This window comes from Arthrobacter sp. K4-10C (genome assembly GCF_059090085.1).
The window spans coordinates 75626-91532 of record NZ_JBNHFI010000004.1; the positions used below are offsets into that span (position 1 = coordinate 75626).

Here is a 15907-nt window from a genome sequence, read left to right on the forward strand (position 1 = left end):
CCGCTGAACTGGGATTTCCCCCGGCGCAGGCGCCGGAGGCTGCCCAAGACTTAGAGGGGGCGGATGTTCTCTGCCTGCGGGCCCTTGGGACCCTGGGTCACATCGAATTCGACCTTCTGGTTCTCGTCCAGTGAGCGGTAGCCGCTGCTGGCGATTGCCGAGTAGTGGGCGAAAACGTCAGCGGACCCGTCATCGGGGGCAATGAAGCCAAAACCCTTTTCGGCGTTGAACCATTTAACTGTGCCTGTTGCCATGGCTGCATTCCTTCATGTGACTCTGATTCTCTCCCCGGGTATTAGCCCGGAGTGTGCGGAGAACGTCCCCCGCTGCTCCCCAACGTACGGTGCCAACGGCCTGCGTGCAAGGGCAGACACGGCATTAAGTCCTCAACGCATGCCTTCCCGGCGTATTGCCGTGGCTATCGCAGCAGCCCGGGTTTCCACGCCGAGCTTTGCGTAGATGTGTGCGAGGTGGGTTTTAACGGTGGCTTCCGAGATGAAAAGGCGCTTGCCCAGTTCCCGGTTGCTGAGGCCTTCGGTGAGGAGGCTGAGCAGCTCGGCCTCCCTCGGCGTGAGGATCCCGTCCGGGTTGCGCAGCTGCTGGAACAGCCGCGAAGCCACGGGCGGGCTCATGACGCTTTTGCCCTGCACCGCACCGCGGACGGCAGCGAAGATCTCGTCCGGCGCCGCGTCCTTCAGGAGGTAACCCATGGCGCCGGCGTCCACGGCGCGCACGATGTCCGCATCAGAGTCGTAGGTGGTGAACACCAGGATGGCCTGCAATTTGTTGAGCTCCCGGATCCTGCGGATGGCCTCTATTCCGTCCATGCCGTCGCCCATGGCCAGGTCCATCACCACCACCGCCGGCTGCTGCTCCTGGACTTTTTCCAGGGCTTCCACGCCGGAAGCGGCCTCTGCCACCACCCGGATATCCGGCTGCGTTCCCAGCAGGGCGCGCAACCCGCTGCGCACCACCAGGTGGTCGTCCACCAGCAGGACGGTAATTTCGCTCATGTAATGCCTCCCGGGTCTTGTCCGCCAGCCGCAGATGCCGGGAGCTGGGCCGCCACGATGGTCCCTTCACCGGGGCTGCTCTCCACGGAGAAGACGCCGCCCAGCTGCTCCACCCGCTGCCGCATCGCCCGCAGTCCGTAACCTCCGGCATCCGACGGCGGTGCTGCCGCCGCAGGATCAAAGCCGGCACCGTCGTCGTAGATATCCAAGGTGACGGCCTCCGGAAGGAACCCCAGGGTCACCGTGGCGGCAGACGCCGAAGCGTGCAGCTTGATGTTGGATGCAGCGCTTTGCACCACCCGCAGCAATGCATGGCGGATGTCAGCTGGCACGGTCCGCGGTTCGCCGGTGACCAGGAGCCGTGCCTGCGGCACATACTGCCTGGCGGCGACGAGCAGGGCCTCCTGCAGGGGCGACCCGTCCAGCCCGGGGGAGGCGAGCTCGTGGACCAGGCTGCGGGTTTCGGACAGGTTGGTGCGCAGCAGCGCCGTTGCCTGGCGGAGCTCCTCCCGGGCGGCCACACCGGGCCATGCCCGTCCGGCGGCCTCAAGCAGGAGCAGGCTGCTGGCCATCCCCTGGGTGACGGTGTCATGAATTTCCCGGGACACCCGTTCGCGTTCGGCGATGGTGCCGGCGCGGCGCTCGCTGGCGGCCAACTGGCCCTGTGCGCGCGAGACCTCAGCGTGCAGGCGGCGCTGTTCCTCGGCGTCGTGCTGGATGCGGTCGTAGATCAAGGTCAGCATGAGGCCCACCGCCACAGGTCCCAGAATCATGGCAAGGTCCGTACCGTCACTCATCCGGAACAGGCCTGCCGCGGTGGCAGCCGCCGTCGTACCCGCCGCCACGTAGGCGGCGATCCCGGCAAGTGCGCTCCGGCACAGGAAGAAGAGCGCAAACGAGCACCAGGCAAAACTCGGCGCCGCGACCACCAGCACCGCCCAGACCGCCACCAGGGTGAACATCCAGGGCACGCCCGGCCTTCCCCGCGCGGCAAGCACAGCCACGGCGGCATACAACAGGCTCGCCGCCGCCGCCAGGCCCAGGACCAGCAGGTTGTCGGCGGGGCTGTGCCGCATGATGTAACGGACCACGGAGGCCACCAGGAGCACGGCGAACCCCAGGTGCACCGCAGTGTCGATGCTGCCCAGGCCGGGGCCGGCCGCAATCCGGCGGGGCCCGGTGTCCGGGGCGGGAGCGGTGACCGGCGCAGTGCCGGGGACTCGGGTTGGCATGGGATGTCCCGTTCTGGGTGGTAGGCAACGCTACCTCCAATGCTATTGCCCCCGCCAATTGCCGGTCCCTCAGCCTTTTGGCTGATACGGCTGGCCTTTCGGGGGAGCATGGAGCAGACGAAGGCCCGATGCCGCGTGCCGTTGCCCCCGGAAGGATTGGTGCGTACCCATCCTGCCCGTCCAAGGAGTCATCGTGAAGAAGTCACATAAAGCTTTCGCCGCAGCAGCTGCCGGCGCACTCGTCCTCACCGCCGGGGCAACGGCGGCAGCCAACGCCGGGACCAGCTCCGCACCCGCGGCAGTCCCCGCCGTTGACGTCCAGCCGGTGCCTGAAGCCGTGGTGCAGCAGGACCGCATCAGCGTTGGCGCGTCGGCCACAGCCGTCAGTGCCGCCCTGGCCAAGTGCCAGGCGGACAAGCTCCCCTTCGTCACGGTCGCGCTGGTGGACCGGTTCGGCACCGTCCAGGCGCTGCTCCGCGGCGACAACGCTGCTGAACACACCATCGAGGCGGCCAAGCAAAAGGCGTACACCGCGGCCGCCTTCGGCACGCCCACCAGCGAACTGGCCAAACGCATCAACGGTAACGGCCCCTCCATCGCGGACCTTCCCGGCACCCTTTTCCTGCCCGGTGGAGTCCCGCTGAAGGTGAACGGCGTCTCTGTGGCGGGCATCGGCGTCGGCGGTGCTCCTGACGGTGCACGGGACGAGGCGTGCGCCACGGCAGGGGCCGATGCCATCGCCGGCACCGCCAGGTAGGCTTCGCGTATGTGGCGATTTGGGACAGCCCTGGTCCTTGCCGGTGGGGTTGCCCTGTTTCTGAGCGGGTGCCAGGCCGGCTCCGTGGAGCCACAAGCAGTGGATTCGGCGTCGTCCGCCGTTCCGGCCCCGGCTTCCACCAACGCTACGCCTACTAAGGAACAGCCCCCGGCCGCACCCGCCCCATCTTCCCCGCCTGCCCTTTCCGCCGAGGCCCAGGCACAGCTCGACCAGGAGCTTATCGCAGCCGCCAAGGCCAACAACGCGCCACTGGTCGCCGAGCTGATCGGCCGGGGCGGGAACGTGAACGCCAAGGACGCCATCCAGGATTCTGCGTTCCTCTACGCCGGGGCCGAAGGCTTCAACGAGGTGCTCCGGCTGACACTGGCGGCAGGCGCGGACGTTGCCAGCACCAACCGCTACGGCGGGACGGCACTCATACCGGCCAGCGAACACGGCCACGTGGAAACCGTGCAGATCCTGATCGCGGCGGGCGTCCCGGTAAACCACGTCAACAATCTCGGCTGGACGGCGATGCAGGAAGCCATCCTGCTCAACGATGGCGGTCCGCGGCAGCAGGAAGTGGTGCGCCTGCTGCTGGCCGCCGGAGCCGACCCCGGCGTCCGTGACCCGGAGGGCCGGACCGCGCTGCAGAACGCCGAACGCCTGGGTTTCGGGGAGATCGCGGCCCTGATCCGCGCTGAAGCGCCGCCGAAATAGCCCAGCTTTGGCTGGATTCCCTGCAATCCGCAAGGAAATGTTGTGCCGCAAGGCCCTAAAGCTGGGCTATTTCGGCACTACACCGCTTCGAGGATGCTGACGTAGTTGGCGATGCCCACGCCGCCCATGTTCTGGACTGCGGCGCGGCGGGTTCTCCCGAGTTGCATGTCGCCGGCGGTTCCGCTGAGTTGCATGGCGGCGAGGACGTGCTGGGAGACGCCCGTTGCTCCGACGGGGTGTCCTTTGGATTTGAGGCCGCCGGAGACGTTGATGGGGAGTTTCCCGTCTTTGTACACCCATCCTTCGTCAAGGGCGCGGGCGCCCTGGCCGGGTCCGGTCAGTCCCATGGCCTCGTACATGAGCAGTTCGGCGATGGTGAAGCAGTCGTGGACCTCCGCGAAGTCCAGGTCTTCGTTTCCGATGCCGGCCATCGCCATGGCGCGCTGCCAGGAGGCGCGGGTGGCATCGAAGGCAGTGGGGTCCCGGCGTGCTGCGGGGAAGAAGTCGTTCGCCTGGCCGAACCCGGCGAGCCGCACAGCCGAAGTGGCCCCGCCCGTTGGCGAGGTGGACAGGACGACGGCGGCGGCGCCGTCGGACACGGGCGAGCAGTCGGTGCGGCGCAGCGGGTCGGCCACCATTGGGTTCTTGTCGGAGACCGTGCGACAGAACTCTTCGCCCAGGTCCTTGCGGAGTTGGGCGTAGGGGTTGTCCACGCCGTTGCGGTGGTTCTTCGCGGCGATGGTGCCCAGGACATCGCCCAGTCTGCCGGCGGCGTCGTAGCGTTTGGTGTAGTGCTTGGCCACTTCGGCGAAGAGTCCGGTGAAGCCCGTGGTGGAGGACTTGCCGGCCATGTCGTAGTCGGCGCCCAGCAGCCCGGCGCCCACCACGTCTGCCCCGGCGTGGGTCATCTTCTCGGCACCGATGACCAGAACTGTCCTGGCGGTGCCGGCGAGCAGGGATTTCGTGCCCTGCTGGAACGCGGCTGATCCGGAGGCGCAGGCGTTTTCCACCCGGGTGGCGGGCACGTTGGCCAGGTCCGGGGAGACCTGCAGGGCCAGCGAGGACGGGAAGGCCAGCGGCATCATGCCGGGATTGAACTGCCCCACGTAAACCTCGTCCACCTGTCCGGGCTCGATGCCGGCGGTGCGGATGGCGTCCGTGGCCACCTGGACGATGAGGGACTCCAGGGTCTCCTCCGTGAGCTTGCCAAACTTGCTGTGCCCCCATCCGGTGATCAGGACGTCCTTGCCGAACTGCTCTTTGAGGCTCATGCGTTGGCTCCTTCACGCTCGAGGGCTATGTCGAACTCGGCTTCGGTCTTGACGTGGATGTCGCCCAGCGTTACGCCGGGTGCCAGGCGCGTGAGCGTAAGCCGCCGCCCGCCCCCTGTTTGTTGTTCATTCCCCACAAGGTCGAAGACCGCGAGGTCGCTGATGATCCGGTCCACGCAGCTGAGCCCGGTCAGGGGCAGGGTGCACTCCCGCACGATCTTCGGAGTGCCGTCCTTGGCGTTGTGCTCGGTGAGGACCACCACGCGGGGTGTGCCTGCCACCAGGTCCATGGCGCCGCCCATGCCCTTGACCATCTTGCCGGGGATGGTCCAGTTGGCCAGATCGCCGTTGCCGGACACCTGCATGGCACCGAGGATTGCCACCTTCACGTGCCCGCCGCGGATCATGCCGAAGGACGTGGCGGAGTCGAAGATACTGCCGCCGGGCAGGACTGTGACGGTCTGCTTGCCGGCGTTGATCAGGTCCGCGTCCTCCTCGCCCTCGTAGGGGAAGGGCCCCATGCCCAGCAGGCCGTTCTCGCTCTGCAGCACAACCCGGACGCCGTCGGGCAGGTTGTTGGCCACCAGCGTGGGGATCCCGATTCCCAGGTTCACGTAATCGCCGTCGTTCAATTCCTCGGCCGCGATCGCGGCCATTTCATCCCTGGTCCAGGCCATGGGGTTCTCTCCTTCGAAAATGATGGGTGTTAGACGGCCAGCGCTTCGGCATTGATTGATTCGGTGCGAGGCCGGACGGTGCGCTGCTCGATGTCCTTCACCCGGGCGGTGGCCTGCACCAGGCGCTGGACAAAGACCCCCGGGGTGACGATGTGGTTGGGGTCAAGTCCGCCGACTTGGAGGATGGCCTCGGCTTCGGCGATGGTCAGCTTTCCGGCGGTGGCAACCACCGGGTTGAAGTTCCGGGCGGTGTAGCGGTAGATCAGGTTGCCGTCCGTGTCCGCGGCGTGGGCGTGGACCAGTGCGACGTCGGCCACGATGGCGCGCTCCTGGACGTACGTTTCGCCGTCGAACACCTCGTGCGGCTTGCCCTCGGCCACCAGGGTGCCCACGCCGGTCTTCGTGTAGAAGGCAGGGATGCCGGCGCCGCCGGCGCGGAGCCGCTCGGCCAGGGTGCCCTGCGGCGTGAACTCGACCTCCAGCTTCCCGGCGAGGTACTGCTCGGCGAAGAGCTTGTTCTCGCCCACGTAGGAGGCGATGACCTTGCGGACCTGGCCCGCCTCGATCAGGATGCCCAGGCCCTTGCCGTCCACGCCCATGTTGTTGGAGACCACGGTCAGGCCTTTGACCCCGGAATCCCGCACGGCTTCGATCAGGTCTGCCGGGATTCCGCTGAGGCCGAACCCGCCCACGGCGAGCGTCATCCCGTCCTTTAGTGCCCCATCCAGGGCTTCCGCTGCCGATGGCTGAAGTTTGGTCATGGAGTCTCCTCGTTGAGCGTCAGGTACGTCCACTTTATGGACGGAAGGCTGAGGCTTTGAGACTAGGTACGAGTGGTGGGGGTGTCAAGGGTGCAAAAACTGAGTCAAAAGCGTGGATCTATAGTATGGACGTTAGGCTGAGAGCCATCCACAATATGGACAAAAGGGAGTGGAAATGGGCAATGTCCCTATGCAGGGCGCACAAGTGGTCAGCAGGGTTGCAGGATTGTTACGGCTGGTGGGACGAAGCGCTGATGGTGAATCCCTGCCCGATCTGGTGCGCGAATCGGGCCTGACCCGGCCCACAGTCCACCGGCTGCTGACGTCACTGGCATCCGAGGGCTTGCTGGACCATGACGCTTCCACCGGCAACTGGGTGCTGGGACCTGAGATCCTCCTGATGGGATCAGTAGCGTCAGCCCGGTTTCCGCTGGAGGACATTGCCCGGCCCAGCCTGCGCCGGCTGGCCGAAGCCACCGGCGAGAGCGCCTTTTTCTCCATCCGGCGCGGCACGGAAACCGTCTGCCTGCTGCGTGAAGAGGGGAGCTTTCCCGTCCGCTCCTTCGTGCTGCACGAGGGCGTCCGGTTCCCCCTGGGCGTGGCCTCCGCCGGGACGGCAATCATGGCGTTCCTGCCCGATGCCGAACAGGAAGAGCTGCTGGCGGACTGGAACAGGCATGCGGGTGCCTTCGCCGCGAACCACACCGAGCAGCTGGTCCGAAAGAACCTTGCCCGGACCCGGCTGCAGGGCTACTCGGTGAACCCCGGGCTGGTGCTGGAAGGCAGTTGGGGGATGGGCGCGGCTGTATTCGACCGGTCCGGCCGGCCGGCCTGGGCCTTGTCACTAACGGGCATCGAACCCCGTTTCCGGCCGGACCGCCAGGAAGAGCTCGGCTCGCTGTTGATGGCCGAGGCCCACCGGATCACCCAGCAGCTGGGTGGCGACGGCGGCCGGCCGGCCCGCTGAGCCGCCCAGGGTCAGAGCCCTGCGCGGGGCTCCTCAGGGCCCTCGTGCTTCCACCAGGTGTCGAAGATGCTGACCGGGACGGTGCGCTTGTGCCGGGTGCGCAGGTACTTCTGTTCGATGCGCTCCGCAACGTCCTCCGGAACGTCCCGGCCTTCCAGGTAGTCGTCGATTTGGTCGTAGCTCAGGCCCAGTTCGTCTTCATCCGTGCGGCCCGGCTGGTCGTCCAGCAGGTCCGCGGTGGGCACCTTTTCCCAGATCCGCGCCGGAGCGCCGAGCTCTGCCAGCAGGGCCCGGTTCTGCCGCTTGTTCAGGCCGAACAGCGGCAGGATGTCCGCGCCGCCGTCGCCGTACTTCGTGAAGAATCCAGTGACCGATTCCGCCCCATGGTCGGTGCCGACCACCAGGTAGTTGTGCTCACCCGCCAGCGCGTACTGGGCGATCATCCGGGTCCGGGCCTTGGTGTTTCCCTTATGGAAGTCGGAAATCTCGCTGCCCACGGTCTTTTCGAACTCATCCTCGAAGCCGTCAACGGCCGCGGAAATGTTGAACGTCCACTCCGTCTTGGGCCGGATGAAATCCAGGGCCGCCTGGGCGTCCTCCTCGTCGTGCTGGACGCCGTACGGCAGGCGCACGGCCACGAAGTTGGCCTCCACGCCTTCGGCTTCAAGCTCGTCCACCGCCAGCTGGGCGAGCTTTCCGGCCAGCGATGAATCCAGGCCGCCGGAAATGCCGAGGACAAAGCCCTTGGTTTGTGTGGCCTTGAGGTAGTCCTTGAGGAACGTGACGCGTTTGCGCACCTCCCCCGCGGGATCGATACGGGGCTGGACGCCCATTTCCTTGATGATGGTGGCCTGGAGTTCGCGCATGTGGTCCAGCCTAGCCAGCGGCGTCAGCACTGCTCAAGCATGTGTAGCGGCCGGTCCCGACTAAACTGGAGCGCATGACTTCCCCCAGTGAGACTGCAGTGGATGCTGCAGCCGCCCGTGCCCGCCTGCTCGAACTGATCAAGGAACTTGCCGTGGTCCGCGGCAAGGTGATCCTGTCCAGCGGAGCGGAGGCGGACTACTACATCGACCTCCGCCGGATCACGCTGCACCACGAGGCGTCCAAGCTGGTGGGCCAGGTGATGCTCGCGCTCGCAGACGAAGCCGGCATCGACTTCGAATGCGCCGGCGGCCTCACCATGGGTGCGGATCCTGTTGGCACTGCCGTGATGCACGCGGCCGCTGGAGCCGGCCGGGCCGTAGATGCGTTCGTCGTCCGCAAGGCCCAGAAGTCCTACGGGATGGGGCGCCAGGTGGAGGGCCCGTCCGTGGAAGGCCGCAAGGTGCTGGTCCTGGAAGACACCTCCACTACCGGCGGCTCGGCCTTGACCGCCGTCGAAGGTGTCCGTAACGCTGGCGGCAACGTGGTTGCGGTGGCAGTGATCGTGGACCGCGACACCGGAGCCAAGGAAAAGATCGAAGCCGAAACGGGTGTTCCCTACCTGTTTGCCTTCAGCAAGGACGAGCTGGGACTTTCCTAGCAGTGCCTCCAGAGCAGCCCGGGGATGGATGGCCCGGGCTGCCGGCTTGGTTCATGATGCGGGGCTGGCCTATCATTTGCCATACTCCCTTAACTCCTCGTACGGAGAACGTGCACAATGCTCCCCCCTGAACAGCCCTTGAACACCACCGAGCGGATCCAGAACCTCATCCTGGAGAGTGCCGATTTCGAGGATTTCCTCAATGAGTTGGCGCGGTTCTCCGCGCACCAGATGGCTGGCGAAGGGGATGATGCCCTCTGTGGCATTACCCTGCTCCGCGACCGAAAGGCAGCCACCATCGGCTGGAGCAGCGACTCCGCCCGGGAGGTGGACGAGATCCAGTATTCCCTGTCGCAGGGCCCCTGCCTCACGGCGGCCAAGGAAGAACGCGAGGTCCACGTGCCGGACCTCCTCCAGGAGAACCGCTGGGGTCCGGACTACGCCAACGCGGTGGCCTCGCATGGCCTCCGGTCCGTGCTTTCCCTGCCCTTCGATCTGCAGGGCGAAGCCAAGGCGGCCCTCAACCTGTACTCGGATGCCCCGCACAAGTTCGATGAACGGGCGGCGGCGAAAGCCCGCGGCTACACCCGGGAGATCTCCCAGGCGCTGAGGCTGGCAGTCCGCTTCTCGCTGCACACGGACAGCGCGGCCAACCTCCGCGCCACGCTGGAGTCCCGGACCACCATCGACATTGCCGTGGGCATCGTGATGGCCCAGAACCGGTGCAGCCAGCAGGCCGCGGTCCAGATCCTCACCGAGGCTTCCAGCAACAGCAACACCAAGCTGCGGGACATAGCACGGTCACTAGTCGATTCGGTGGGCGGCACGGGCACCCGGACTCACTACCAGGAACCAGGCCAGATGCAGTCCGGGCAGAGCGCCTGATTGCTCGTCTTGTTACCGGCGGGTTGTGCCCGGCTTGCGCTGCGAGTTACGCTTACCGAGGTTGAGCCGTCGGCCATAGACACCCTTTTTTGGAGTACCTATGGACCGCGCCCTGAATGCCCTCGTTAACCTCGATGTTCCCGCCGACATTGTTCGGATCGACGTCCGGGGAACCCTGAACCACGAGTCGCGTCCGGATCTTGTGCACATCATCCGCCGGGTCAGGCGCATGGGCATCCGCTCCCATATCCGGGTTGATCTTTCCCGGGCTGCACTGGTGGAGTCGGCCGCGCTGGCCGGATTGCGAAGCGACCTCAACGCCATGGATGTCACCGCCCTGCCGGGGATTGACGGCGCCGGCGTGTCCCTTCAGGTCTCCACACCCACTGAAAACCGGGCATTTCCCTTCGGCCTTGGCGGGCGGACGCTTCCCGCCGGTGACGAAGACGCCTTCCTTGGGGACGCGGACCACGGGTTCCTTGGCGTGCCTGCTGCCCGGCTGGAAGAGCTGTTCTGCCGCCCGCTGCAGGAGTATGCTGACGAGGAACTCCTGGCAGCCAGCGATGCCCTGTTTGCCCTGCTGGACAACCCGCAAGCGCTGGCCGGCTCGGACCTGCTGGGCCGCTACAACGACATCGGCCAGGAAATCCTCCGGCGCCGGAGCAGCCCGGAGGCGCCCTTCCCCGCGGCGGAGGGCCAGGCCGCCAGCTGAACAGGCGTCACTGAATGGTTACACCCCGCTCCTTGCGGGGGTGTCTTCGGTTGTGCCTACGGTAGAGGCGTGCCGTATGAGGGGGAGGTAAATCCGCAGGACCGGCGCGGGTCTTCCGCGGCCCGCCTGCTGGCGGAAGCCGCTGCCCTGAAAAGGTTTTCGCGGCGCACTTTCCTTACTGCCGCCGGTGCCTCGGGGCTGCTGGCGGCGGACATGCTCCTCACCCGGGAAGTCCAGTTCCAGCGCCGCACCAACAAAATCCTGCCCGTTCCGGATGAGTTTGCGGACGCCTACTACCCGGACGCCAGCTGGTTCCTTTTCCCCGGCTACAAAACCAGCTGGGAAGAGGGTCAATGGATCCTGAACTCGCTGCGCGGGGCCTTGAACAAGCGTGCCCGGCTGGCCGCCGTGGGTTACTCCAACCAGGGTCTGGACATCGATGACGTGGTGATCGCGTTGATCGAGTACGTCCGCGCCGAAAAGATCACGAAGCTCTTCTTCTACGGGCACAGCTTCGGCGGGATGGTGGCAACCCAGGTGGCCGCCCGGCTCTTGGAACTCCACGGCGTGGAGGTGCAGTTCATCGTTCTGGACTCCAGTCCTTACAGCAAGCATGACGTCCTGGACCAGAGCTGGTTCGACGGCGTGGTGTTCCTTTACGAGCGCGGCTTCCGGTTCCCGTCCACCCTCCGCGGCGGCTACGAACTGGGTGAAAGGGTGATCCACAAGGATGAGCGCAGCTGGCGGCAGATCCTGGACCAGACGCTGGAACAGCTGTCCCCGATTGCCCCGTCCAGCGTGCTCGTCCAAGCGGAATCGGCGTACATCTACCACTTCGACGGTTCACGGTTCGCCGGCAGGATCGGCAACGCCAAAATGGCCTATATCGGGAACCCGAGGGACCGCACCGTCCGCTACCAGACGGCTGCCGAAGCCTGGGCAGTGGCATTCAAGGACAACATGGTGTCCGCGGACCTGCAGACAACGGGCGCGGCACCCGCCCACGCCAGCCCGGGCTGGAACCCGAGCGTCTACAACCCTATCCTTGACGAACTGCTCAACGGCTTCTTCCCGCTCCCCAGGGGCGGGTCCAGGGTGAGCGTGTTCTAGATCTGGTTCTTCAGGTCCGCCACCGAGTTGAGGACCTGGTTGGGCCGGAACGGGTAGGCGCCGATGTCCTCGCGCCCGGTGATGCCGGTGAGGACCAGGACAGTGTGCAGTCCCGCTTCCATGCCCGCGATGATGTCCGTATCCATCCGGTCACCGATCATGGCTGTGGTCTCGGAGTGCGCGTCGATCTGGTTCATGGCCGAACGGAACATCATCGGGTTGGGCTTGCCCACCACGTACGGCTCCCGGTCCGTGGCCTTGGTGATCAGTGCGGCGATGGCCCCGGTGGCCGGCATGGGGCCGTCTTTGGAGGGGCCGGTGGCGTCCGGGTTGGTGGCGATGAAGCGGGCGCCGGCAAGGATGAGGCGGATGGCGGTGGTGATGGCCTCGAAGGAATACGTGCGGGTTTCGCCAAGCACCACAAAGTCCGGATCCTGGTCGGTGAGGATGAAGCCGGCCTCGTGCAGCGCCGTGGTCAGGCCTGCCTCACCGATGGTGTAGGCGCGGTTGCCGGAACCGGAGCCCCGCACCTGGTCCTTCAGGAATTGGGCGGTGGCCAGGGCGGACGTCCAGATGTTCTCCTCCGGGACCTCCAGCCCGGAAGCGCGGAGCCGGGCGGCCAGGTCGCGCGGGGTGAAGATGGAGTTGTTGGTTAGCACCAGGAAGCGCTTGGATGTGTCCACCCACCGCTGGATGAGCTCCGCGGCGCCGGGCACCGCCTGGTTTTCGTGGACCAGTACGCCGTCCATGTCCGTCAGCCAGCATTCGATGTCCTGGCCGCTGCGGTAAACCGCGGGGTTTCCTGCTACCTGGTCTGCTTCTGCCACGCTTACCTCCACCGGTGAATGTTTGCTCCAGTGGTCCAGTCTAGTGTTGAGGGGTGAACCAAAAGCCCGGCCTGCCAGACGAACCCAACCCGCGGCCCGAGGAGGCAGAACCGGTGAAGGCGGAGGTCGGCGTGGGGCCCTGGGAAGGCGAACTGCCTGAAGGCGACCACTGGGACCCGGACCTGCTGGCCGACGGCGACCGCCGCAACGTGCTGGACAAGTACCGCTACTGGAAGCACGAGGCGATCGTGGCGGAACTGGATTCGCGCCGCCACAACTTCCACGTGGCCATCGAGAACTGGCAGCACGACCTCAACATCGGCACGGTGGTGCGCACCGCGAACGCCTTCCTCGCCAAGGAGGTGCACATCATCGGACGACGGCGGTGGAACCGGCGCGGCGCCATGGTCACCGACCGCTACCAGCACGTCCGCCACCACCCCACCGTGGAGGACTTCGTTGCGTGGGCGAAGGGGGAGGGCCTGGCCATCATCGGGATCGACATCTTCCCGGACTCGGTGCCGCTGGAAACCTACGAACTGCCCAGGGACTGCGTGCTGGTTTTCGGCCAGGAAGGTCCCGGCCTCACGCCCGAAGTCCACGAGGCGGCGGAGGCCACCTTGTCCATTGAGCAGTTCGGCTCCACCCGGTCCATCAACGCCGCATCCGCCGCGGCCATTGCAATGCATGCCTGGGTGCGCCGGCACGTCTTCAACCAGCACCCGCTAAATGGCATTTGACGGCAGTACCGGCGCCCTGGCTTGCCCTTGAATGGCATCTCGCGGTGCAGGTCGGGAGGCAGGCTGTGGATAACCTCATTTGGTCCCGCTGGCGGGTCAGAATGAGGCATGCCCGGGGTGTCCGCGGCCCCGTCCTATCCCGTGCGGTCGGCTCCAGTGCGGTCGGCGCAGCCGCCCTGCGTGCCTGCACCGGCCTGGATGACACCTCCATCCTGACCTCGCTGCCTGCAGCGAGGGTATAGGGCCAACCTCTTCCGCCTGCCTGCAGTGCTGGCTGGCGGATCCATCGTGCGCGCCGCCGCGGGTTCAGTTTTCCACGCCGCTCCACCCCTAAAAAGCCAACTCGCGGGAGTGTTACTGCCGGCAGACCCGAATCGGCGGGGCTGTGGCGGATATCGCTAGGATGGTGCTAGCCGTACAGCGGTCTTCGGGTTACAAGCCCTCAGACGAAACTCAGCATAGGAGTCAGCATGCCCATTGCAACCCCCGAGATCTACTCCGAGATGATCGACCGCGCGAAGGCAGGCGGCTTCGCGTTCCCGGCCGTGAACGTGACGTCCTCGCAGACGCTGAACGCCGCGCTCCGCGGTTTCGCCGAAGCTGAGTCCGACGGCATCGTCCAGGTCTCCACCGGTGGGGCGGCCTACTGGTCCGGCGCCTCCACCAAGGACATGGTTGCCGGTTCCCTGGGTTTCGCGGCTTTCGCCCGCGAAGTGGCCAAGAACTACAACGTCAACATCGCCCTGCATACCGACCACTGCCCCAAGGACAAGCTGGACGGGTTCGTCCTGCCGCTGCTCGCCGCTTCCGAGGCTGAGGTCAAGGCCGGCCGGAACCCGCTGTTCAACTCCCACATGTGGGACGGCTCCGCTGAAACCCTGCAGGAGAACCTGCGTATCGCCCGCGAACTGCTGGAGCGCACCGCTGCCGCCAAGATGATCCTTGAGGTCGAAATCGGCACCGTGGGCGGCGAAGAGGACGGCGTTGAGAACGAGATCAACGAAAAGCTTTACACCACGGTCGAGGACGCCCTGGCCACCATCGAGGCCTTGGGTGCCGGCGAGAACGGCCGCTACATCACCGCGCTGACTTTCGGCAACGTCCACGGCGTCTACAAGCCCGGTGGCGTCAAGCTCCGCCCGGAGATCCTCAAGGACATCCAGGCCCAGGTTGGAGCCAAGATCGGCAAGGACAACCCGTTCGACCTGGTGTTCCACGGCGGCTCCGGATCCTCCGACCAGGAGATCGCGGACGCGGTTTCCTATGGCACCATCAAGATGAACATCGACACCGACACCCAGTACGCCTACACCCGTCCGGTGGCGGACCATATGTTCCGCAACTACGACGGTGTGCTGAAGGTGGACGGCGAAGTGGGCAACAAGAAGACCTACGATCCCCGCGTCTGGGGTGCCTCCGCCGAAGCCGGCCTGGCAGCCCGCGTTGTGGAGGCGACCAAGCAGCTTGGTTCGGCCGGAAAGACCTTCTAAATGTCGGATGAGTTCCGCAAGAACCTGATGGGGCCGGAGCCCACGCTCCTGCCCGCCGAGACCGAGGTTTACCAGCATTTGGCGCTGGGCCAGGAAGCGGTGGACCTGGTGGCGAAGAACCCCACGTCATCGCTTCTTTGGGCCATCCTGGCTGAAGAGGCGTGGGCAGAGGGGCGCACCATCGACTCCTACGCCTACGCACGCGTGGGCTATCACCGGGGGCTCGATTCGCTGCGCCGCAACGGCTGGCGCGGCGCGGGACCCATCCCTTGGGAGCACGAACCCAACCGCGGTTTCCTGCGCGCCCTCTACTCGTTGGGCCGTGCCTCGGCCGCCATTGGTGAGGCGGAGGAGCCGGAGCGCATCGAGAAGTTCCTGAACGACTCCGACCCGGCGGCCAAGGCGGCCATTGAAGGCAATTAGCACGAGCGTTGGTTAAAGACCGACGGCGGGCGGTCACCTTTTCAAGGAAAGGTGACCGCCCGCCGTCGTTCCGCGTCAGGGGGCGGATGGGGATTTCTGCAGCCCCGTCCGGGCCATCGCGTCGGCGTAGGCCAGGCGCATGTCCTCCAGGTATTCCGCTTGCCGGGCCGGGGAACCGGCGAACGCGCGGCCGCTGAGGGAGCGCACCTTGTAGGTCTTGAGCCCGCGGCGCCACAGGAGCGGAACCTCTGTCTTCAGCAGGAGGTTTGCCAAGCGGTTGGCTTCCGTTCCGTGGGCCACGATGACGGAGGCGCGGGGAACCAGTGCCAGGAACTTCAGCAGCGGCTTGAGCCCGGCCTGGATCTGGTCCGGAGTGAACTTCCCGTTGGCCTCGCCCGGGATGTGCCAGGGGTGCACGTTCCACGGCATCACGAACTCGGGGCGCAGCCCCAGTTTCCACTGGATCCCGAGCATCCGGGTGGCGGCGTCCTGGTCGCCGGCGGTGATGAAACCGGATGGGTCTGCCTCGCCGATGTTGGAGAACAGGCTGATGATGCGGCACTCGTCAACGTCGTGCATGGGGTCAATGTAGGGAACTACGGTGCCGGGCCTGGTCTCCTGCAGGGAATCGCACAGTTCGTTGACGGCGGCGATGTTGGGCTCGTAGCGGCGGCTCAGGAGTTGCTCATGGAAGGATTCGGGTGCCAGGGCTGTCATGTACTGCTGGTTCTCCTGCGGGGATTGGCGGTGCGTCCGCCGGCGGAGTCGGGCGCACGAAGGCGCGGCGCATCAGCGGC

Annotated in this window: 20 protein-coding genes; 11 read left to right on the top strand and 9 right to left on the bottom strand. The window is 66.1% G+C overall.

What is annotated here, in order from left to right:
* Positions 1-50: 50 nt before the first annotated feature.
* From AC5RUU_RS06530 to AC5RUU_RS06540, 3 genes are all read right to left on the bottom strand, one after another.
* The gene (locus tag AC5RUU_RS06530) at positions 51-254 is read right to left on the bottom strand and encodes a cold-shock protein (protein WP_013599688.1); all 204 of its coding nucleotides are present in this window, start codon (positions 252-254) and stop codon (positions 51-53) included.
* Positions 255-386: 132 nt separating this feature from the next.
* Positions 387-1013 (bottom strand): response regulator, encoded by a 627-nt coding sequence (locus AC5RUU_RS06535; protein WP_493974402.1) that lies wholly within the window; start codon positions 1011-1013, stop codon positions 387-389.
* Positions 1010-2245, bottom strand: a complete 1236-nt coding sequence (locus AC5RUU_RS06540) for a sensor histidine kinase (RefSeq protein ID WP_493974403.1) — start codon at positions 2243-2245, stop codon at positions 1010-1012. Before AC5RUU_RS06540 ends, AC5RUU_RS06535 begins: the two co-directional genes overlap by 4 nt.
* Positions 2246-2438: 193 nt before the next feature.
* On the opposite strand from AC5RUU_RS06540, the gene AC5RUU_RS06545 reads away from it, so the two are divergent.
* A complete protein-coding gene (locus tag AC5RUU_RS06545; RefSeq protein WP_493974404.1) occupies positions 2439-3002 on the top strand; it encodes a GlcG/HbpS family heme-binding protein in 564 nt (187 codons plus the stop codon).
* A gap of 9 nt (positions 3003-3011) precedes the next feature.
* Positions 3012-3722: an ankyrin repeat domain-containing protein gene (locus AC5RUU_RS06550; protein WP_493974405.1), complete on the top strand. Its 711-nt coding sequence runs from the start codon at positions 3012-3014 to the stop codon at positions 3720-3722.
* A gap of 77 nt (positions 3723-3799) precedes the next feature.
* Here AC5RUU_RS06550 and AC5RUU_RS06555 read toward each other — a convergent pair whose 3' ends face one another.
* From AC5RUU_RS06555 to AC5RUU_RS06565, 3 genes are read right to left on the bottom strand one after another with little or no spacing between them, the layout of a single operon-like run.
* Entirely contained in the window at positions 3800-4993 is a 1194-nt protein-coding gene (locus tag AC5RUU_RS06555; RefSeq protein ID WP_493974406.1) for an acetyl-CoA acetyltransferase, read from the bottom strand.
* A complete protein-coding gene (locus AC5RUU_RS06560) occupies positions 4990-5670 on the bottom strand; it encodes a CoA transferase subunit B (RefSeq protein ID WP_493974407.1) in 681 nt (226 codons plus the stop codon). Before AC5RUU_RS06560 ends, AC5RUU_RS06555 begins: the two co-directional genes overlap by 4 nt.
* Positions 5671-5699: 29 nt before the next feature.
* Positions 5700-6431, bottom strand: a complete 732-nt coding sequence (locus AC5RUU_RS06565; protein WP_493974408.1) for a CoA transferase subunit A — start codon at positions 6429-6431, stop codon at positions 5700-5702.
* A gap of 175 nt (positions 6432-6606) precedes the next feature.
* Here AC5RUU_RS06565 and AC5RUU_RS06570 point away from each other — a divergent pair, with 175 nt between their 5' ends.
* On the top strand, positions 6607-7398 hold the full coding sequence (locus AC5RUU_RS06570) for an IclR family transcriptional regulator (protein WP_493974409.1): 792 nt from the start codon (positions 6607-6609) through the stop codon (positions 7396-7398).
* Between the two features lie 11 nt (positions 7399-7409).
* Here the strand turns inward: AC5RUU_RS06570 and nadE are convergent, their stop codons facing one another.
* The gene (gene nadE, locus AC5RUU_RS06575; protein WP_493974410.1) at positions 7410-8264 is read right to left on the bottom strand and encodes an NAD(+) synthase; all 855 of its coding nucleotides are present in this window, start codon (positions 8262-8264) and stop codon (positions 7410-7412) included.
* A 74-nt stretch (positions 8265-8338) separates the two neighbouring features.
* On the opposite strand from nadE, the gene pyrE reads away from it, so the two are divergent.
* The 4 genes from pyrE to AC5RUU_RS06595 all read left to right on the top strand — a co-directional run bounded on the left by pyrE (position 8339) and on the right by AC5RUU_RS06595 (position 11630).
* Positions 8339-8923, top strand: coding sequence for an orotate phosphoribosyltransferase (pyrE, locus tag AC5RUU_RS06580; protein WP_493974411.1), 585 nt, complete (start codon positions 8339-8341; stop codon positions 8921-8923).
* 117 nt (positions 8924-9040) lie between these two features.
* Positions 9041-9808 (top strand): GAF and ANTAR domain-containing protein, encoded by a 768-nt coding sequence (locus AC5RUU_RS06585; protein WP_493974412.1) that lies wholly within the window; start codon positions 9041-9043, stop codon positions 9806-9808.
* 100 nt (positions 9809-9908) lie between these two features.
* A complete protein-coding gene (locus AC5RUU_RS06590; RefSeq protein ID WP_493974413.1) occupies positions 9909-10520 on the top strand; it encodes a hypothetical protein in 612 nt (203 codons plus the stop codon).
* A gap of 69 nt (positions 10521-10589) precedes the next feature.
* Complete coding sequence (locus tag AC5RUU_RS06595; RefSeq protein ID WP_493974414.1) at positions 10590-11630, top strand: alpha/beta fold hydrolase; 1041 nt, start codon at positions 10590-10592, stop codon at positions 11628-11630.
* On the opposite strand, the gene AC5RUU_RS06600 is transcribed toward AC5RUU_RS06595, so the two are convergent.
* Positions 11627-12457, bottom strand: a complete 831-nt coding sequence (locus AC5RUU_RS06600) for an HAD-IIA family hydrolase (RefSeq protein ID WP_493974415.1) — start codon at positions 12455-12457, stop codon at positions 11627-11629. The genes AC5RUU_RS06595 and AC5RUU_RS06600 overlap by 4 nt on opposite strands.
* A 71-nt stretch (positions 12458-12528) precedes the next feature.
* On the opposite strand from AC5RUU_RS06600, the gene AC5RUU_RS06605 reads away from it, so the two are divergent.
* From AC5RUU_RS06605 to AC5RUU_RS06620, 4 genes are all read left to right on the top strand, one after another.
* Positions 12529-13197: a TrmH family RNA methyltransferase gene (locus tag AC5RUU_RS06605; protein WP_493974617.1), complete on the top strand. Its 669-nt coding sequence runs from the start codon at positions 12529-12531 to the stop codon at positions 13195-13197.
* A 65-nt stretch (positions 13198-13262) separates the two neighbouring features.
* Positions 13263-13439: a hypothetical protein gene (locus AC5RUU_RS06610; RefSeq protein ID WP_493974416.1), complete on the top strand. Its 177-nt coding sequence runs from the start codon at positions 13263-13265 to the stop codon at positions 13437-13439.
* A 228-nt stretch (positions 13440-13667) separates the two neighbouring features.
* Positions 13668-14687 carry a class II fructose-bisphosphate aldolase gene (gene fbaA, locus AC5RUU_RS06615; protein WP_493974417.1) on the top strand — a complete coding sequence of 340 codons (1020 nt, stop codon included), beginning with the start codon at positions 13668-13670 and terminating at the stop codon, positions 14685-14687.
* On the top strand, positions 14688-15110 hold the full coding sequence (locus AC5RUU_RS06620) for a DUF3151 domain-containing protein (protein WP_493974418.1): 423 nt from the start codon (positions 14688-14690) through the stop codon (positions 15108-15110).
* Between the two features lie 75 nt (positions 15111-15185).
* Here AC5RUU_RS06620 and AC5RUU_RS06625 read toward each other — a convergent pair whose 3' ends face one another.
* Entirely contained in the window at positions 15186-15827 is a 642-nt protein-coding gene (locus AC5RUU_RS06625; protein WP_493974419.1) for a uracil-DNA glycosylase family protein, read from the bottom strand.
* Between the last annotated feature and the right edge of the window lie 80 nt (positions 15828-15907).

What these genes read in the sequence shown, in the direction of transcription:
- AC5RUU_RS06530 (WP_013599688.1), bottom strand. Translation starts at nt 254, where the DNA reads ATGGCAACAGGCACAGTTAAATGGTTCAACGCCGAAAAGGGTTTTGGC.
- AC5RUU_RS06535 (WP_493974402.1), bottom strand. Translation starts at nt 1,013, where the DNA reads ATGAGCGAAATTACCGTCCTGCTGGTGGACGACCACCTGGTGGTGCGC.
- AC5RUU_RS06540 (WP_493974403.1), bottom strand. Translation starts at nt 2,245, where the DNA reads ATGCCAACCCGAGTCCCCGGCACTGCGCCGGTCACCGCTCCCGCCCCG.
- AC5RUU_RS06550 (WP_493974405.1), top strand. Translation starts at nt 3,012, where the DNA reads ATGTGGCGATTTGGGACAGCCCTGGTCCTTGCCGGTGGGGTTGCCCTG.
- AC5RUU_RS06555 (WP_493974406.1), bottom strand. Translation starts at nt 4,993, where the DNA reads ATGAGCCTCAAAGAGCAGTTCGGCAAGGACGTCCTGATCACCGGATGG.
- AC5RUU_RS06560 (WP_493974407.1), bottom strand. Translation starts at nt 5,670, where the DNA reads ATGGCCTGGACCAGGGATGAAATGGCCGCGATCGCGGCCGAGGAATTG.
- AC5RUU_RS06565 (WP_493974408.1), bottom strand. Translation starts at nt 6,431, where the DNA reads ATGACCAAACTTCAGCCATCGGCAGCGGAAGCCCTGGATGGGGCACTA.
- AC5RUU_RS06570 (WP_493974409.1), top strand. Translation starts at nt 6,607, where the DNA reads ATGGGCAATGTCCCTATGCAGGGCGCACAAGTGGTCAGCAGGGTTGCA.
- nadE (WP_493974410.1), bottom strand. Translation starts at nt 8,264, where the DNA reads ATGCGCGAACTCCAGGCCACCATCATCAAGGAAATGGGCGTCCAGCCC.
- pyrE (WP_493974411.1), top strand. Translation starts at nt 8,339, where the DNA reads ATGACTTCCCCCAGTGAGACTGCAGTGGATGCTGCAGCCGCCCGTGCC.
- AC5RUU_RS06585 (WP_493974412.1), top strand. Translation starts at nt 9,041, where the DNA reads ATGCTCCCCCCTGAACAGCCCTTGAACACCACCGAGCGGATCCAGAAC.
- AC5RUU_RS06590 (WP_493974413.1), top strand. Translation starts at nt 9,909, where the DNA reads ATGGACCGCGCCCTGAATGCCCTCGTTAACCTCGATGTTCCCGCCGAC.
- fbaA (WP_493974417.1), top strand. Translation starts at nt 13,668, where the DNA reads ATGCCCATTGCAACCCCCGAGATCTACTCCGAGATGATCGACCGCGCG.
- AC5RUU_RS06620 (WP_493974418.1), top strand. Translation starts at nt 14,688, where the DNA reads ATGTCGGATGAGTTCCGCAAGAACCTGATGGGGCCGGAGCCCACGCTC.
- AC5RUU_RS06625 (WP_493974419.1), bottom strand. Translation starts at nt 15,827, where the DNA reads ATGACAGCCCTGGCACCCGAATCCTTCCATGAGCAACTCCTGAGCCGC.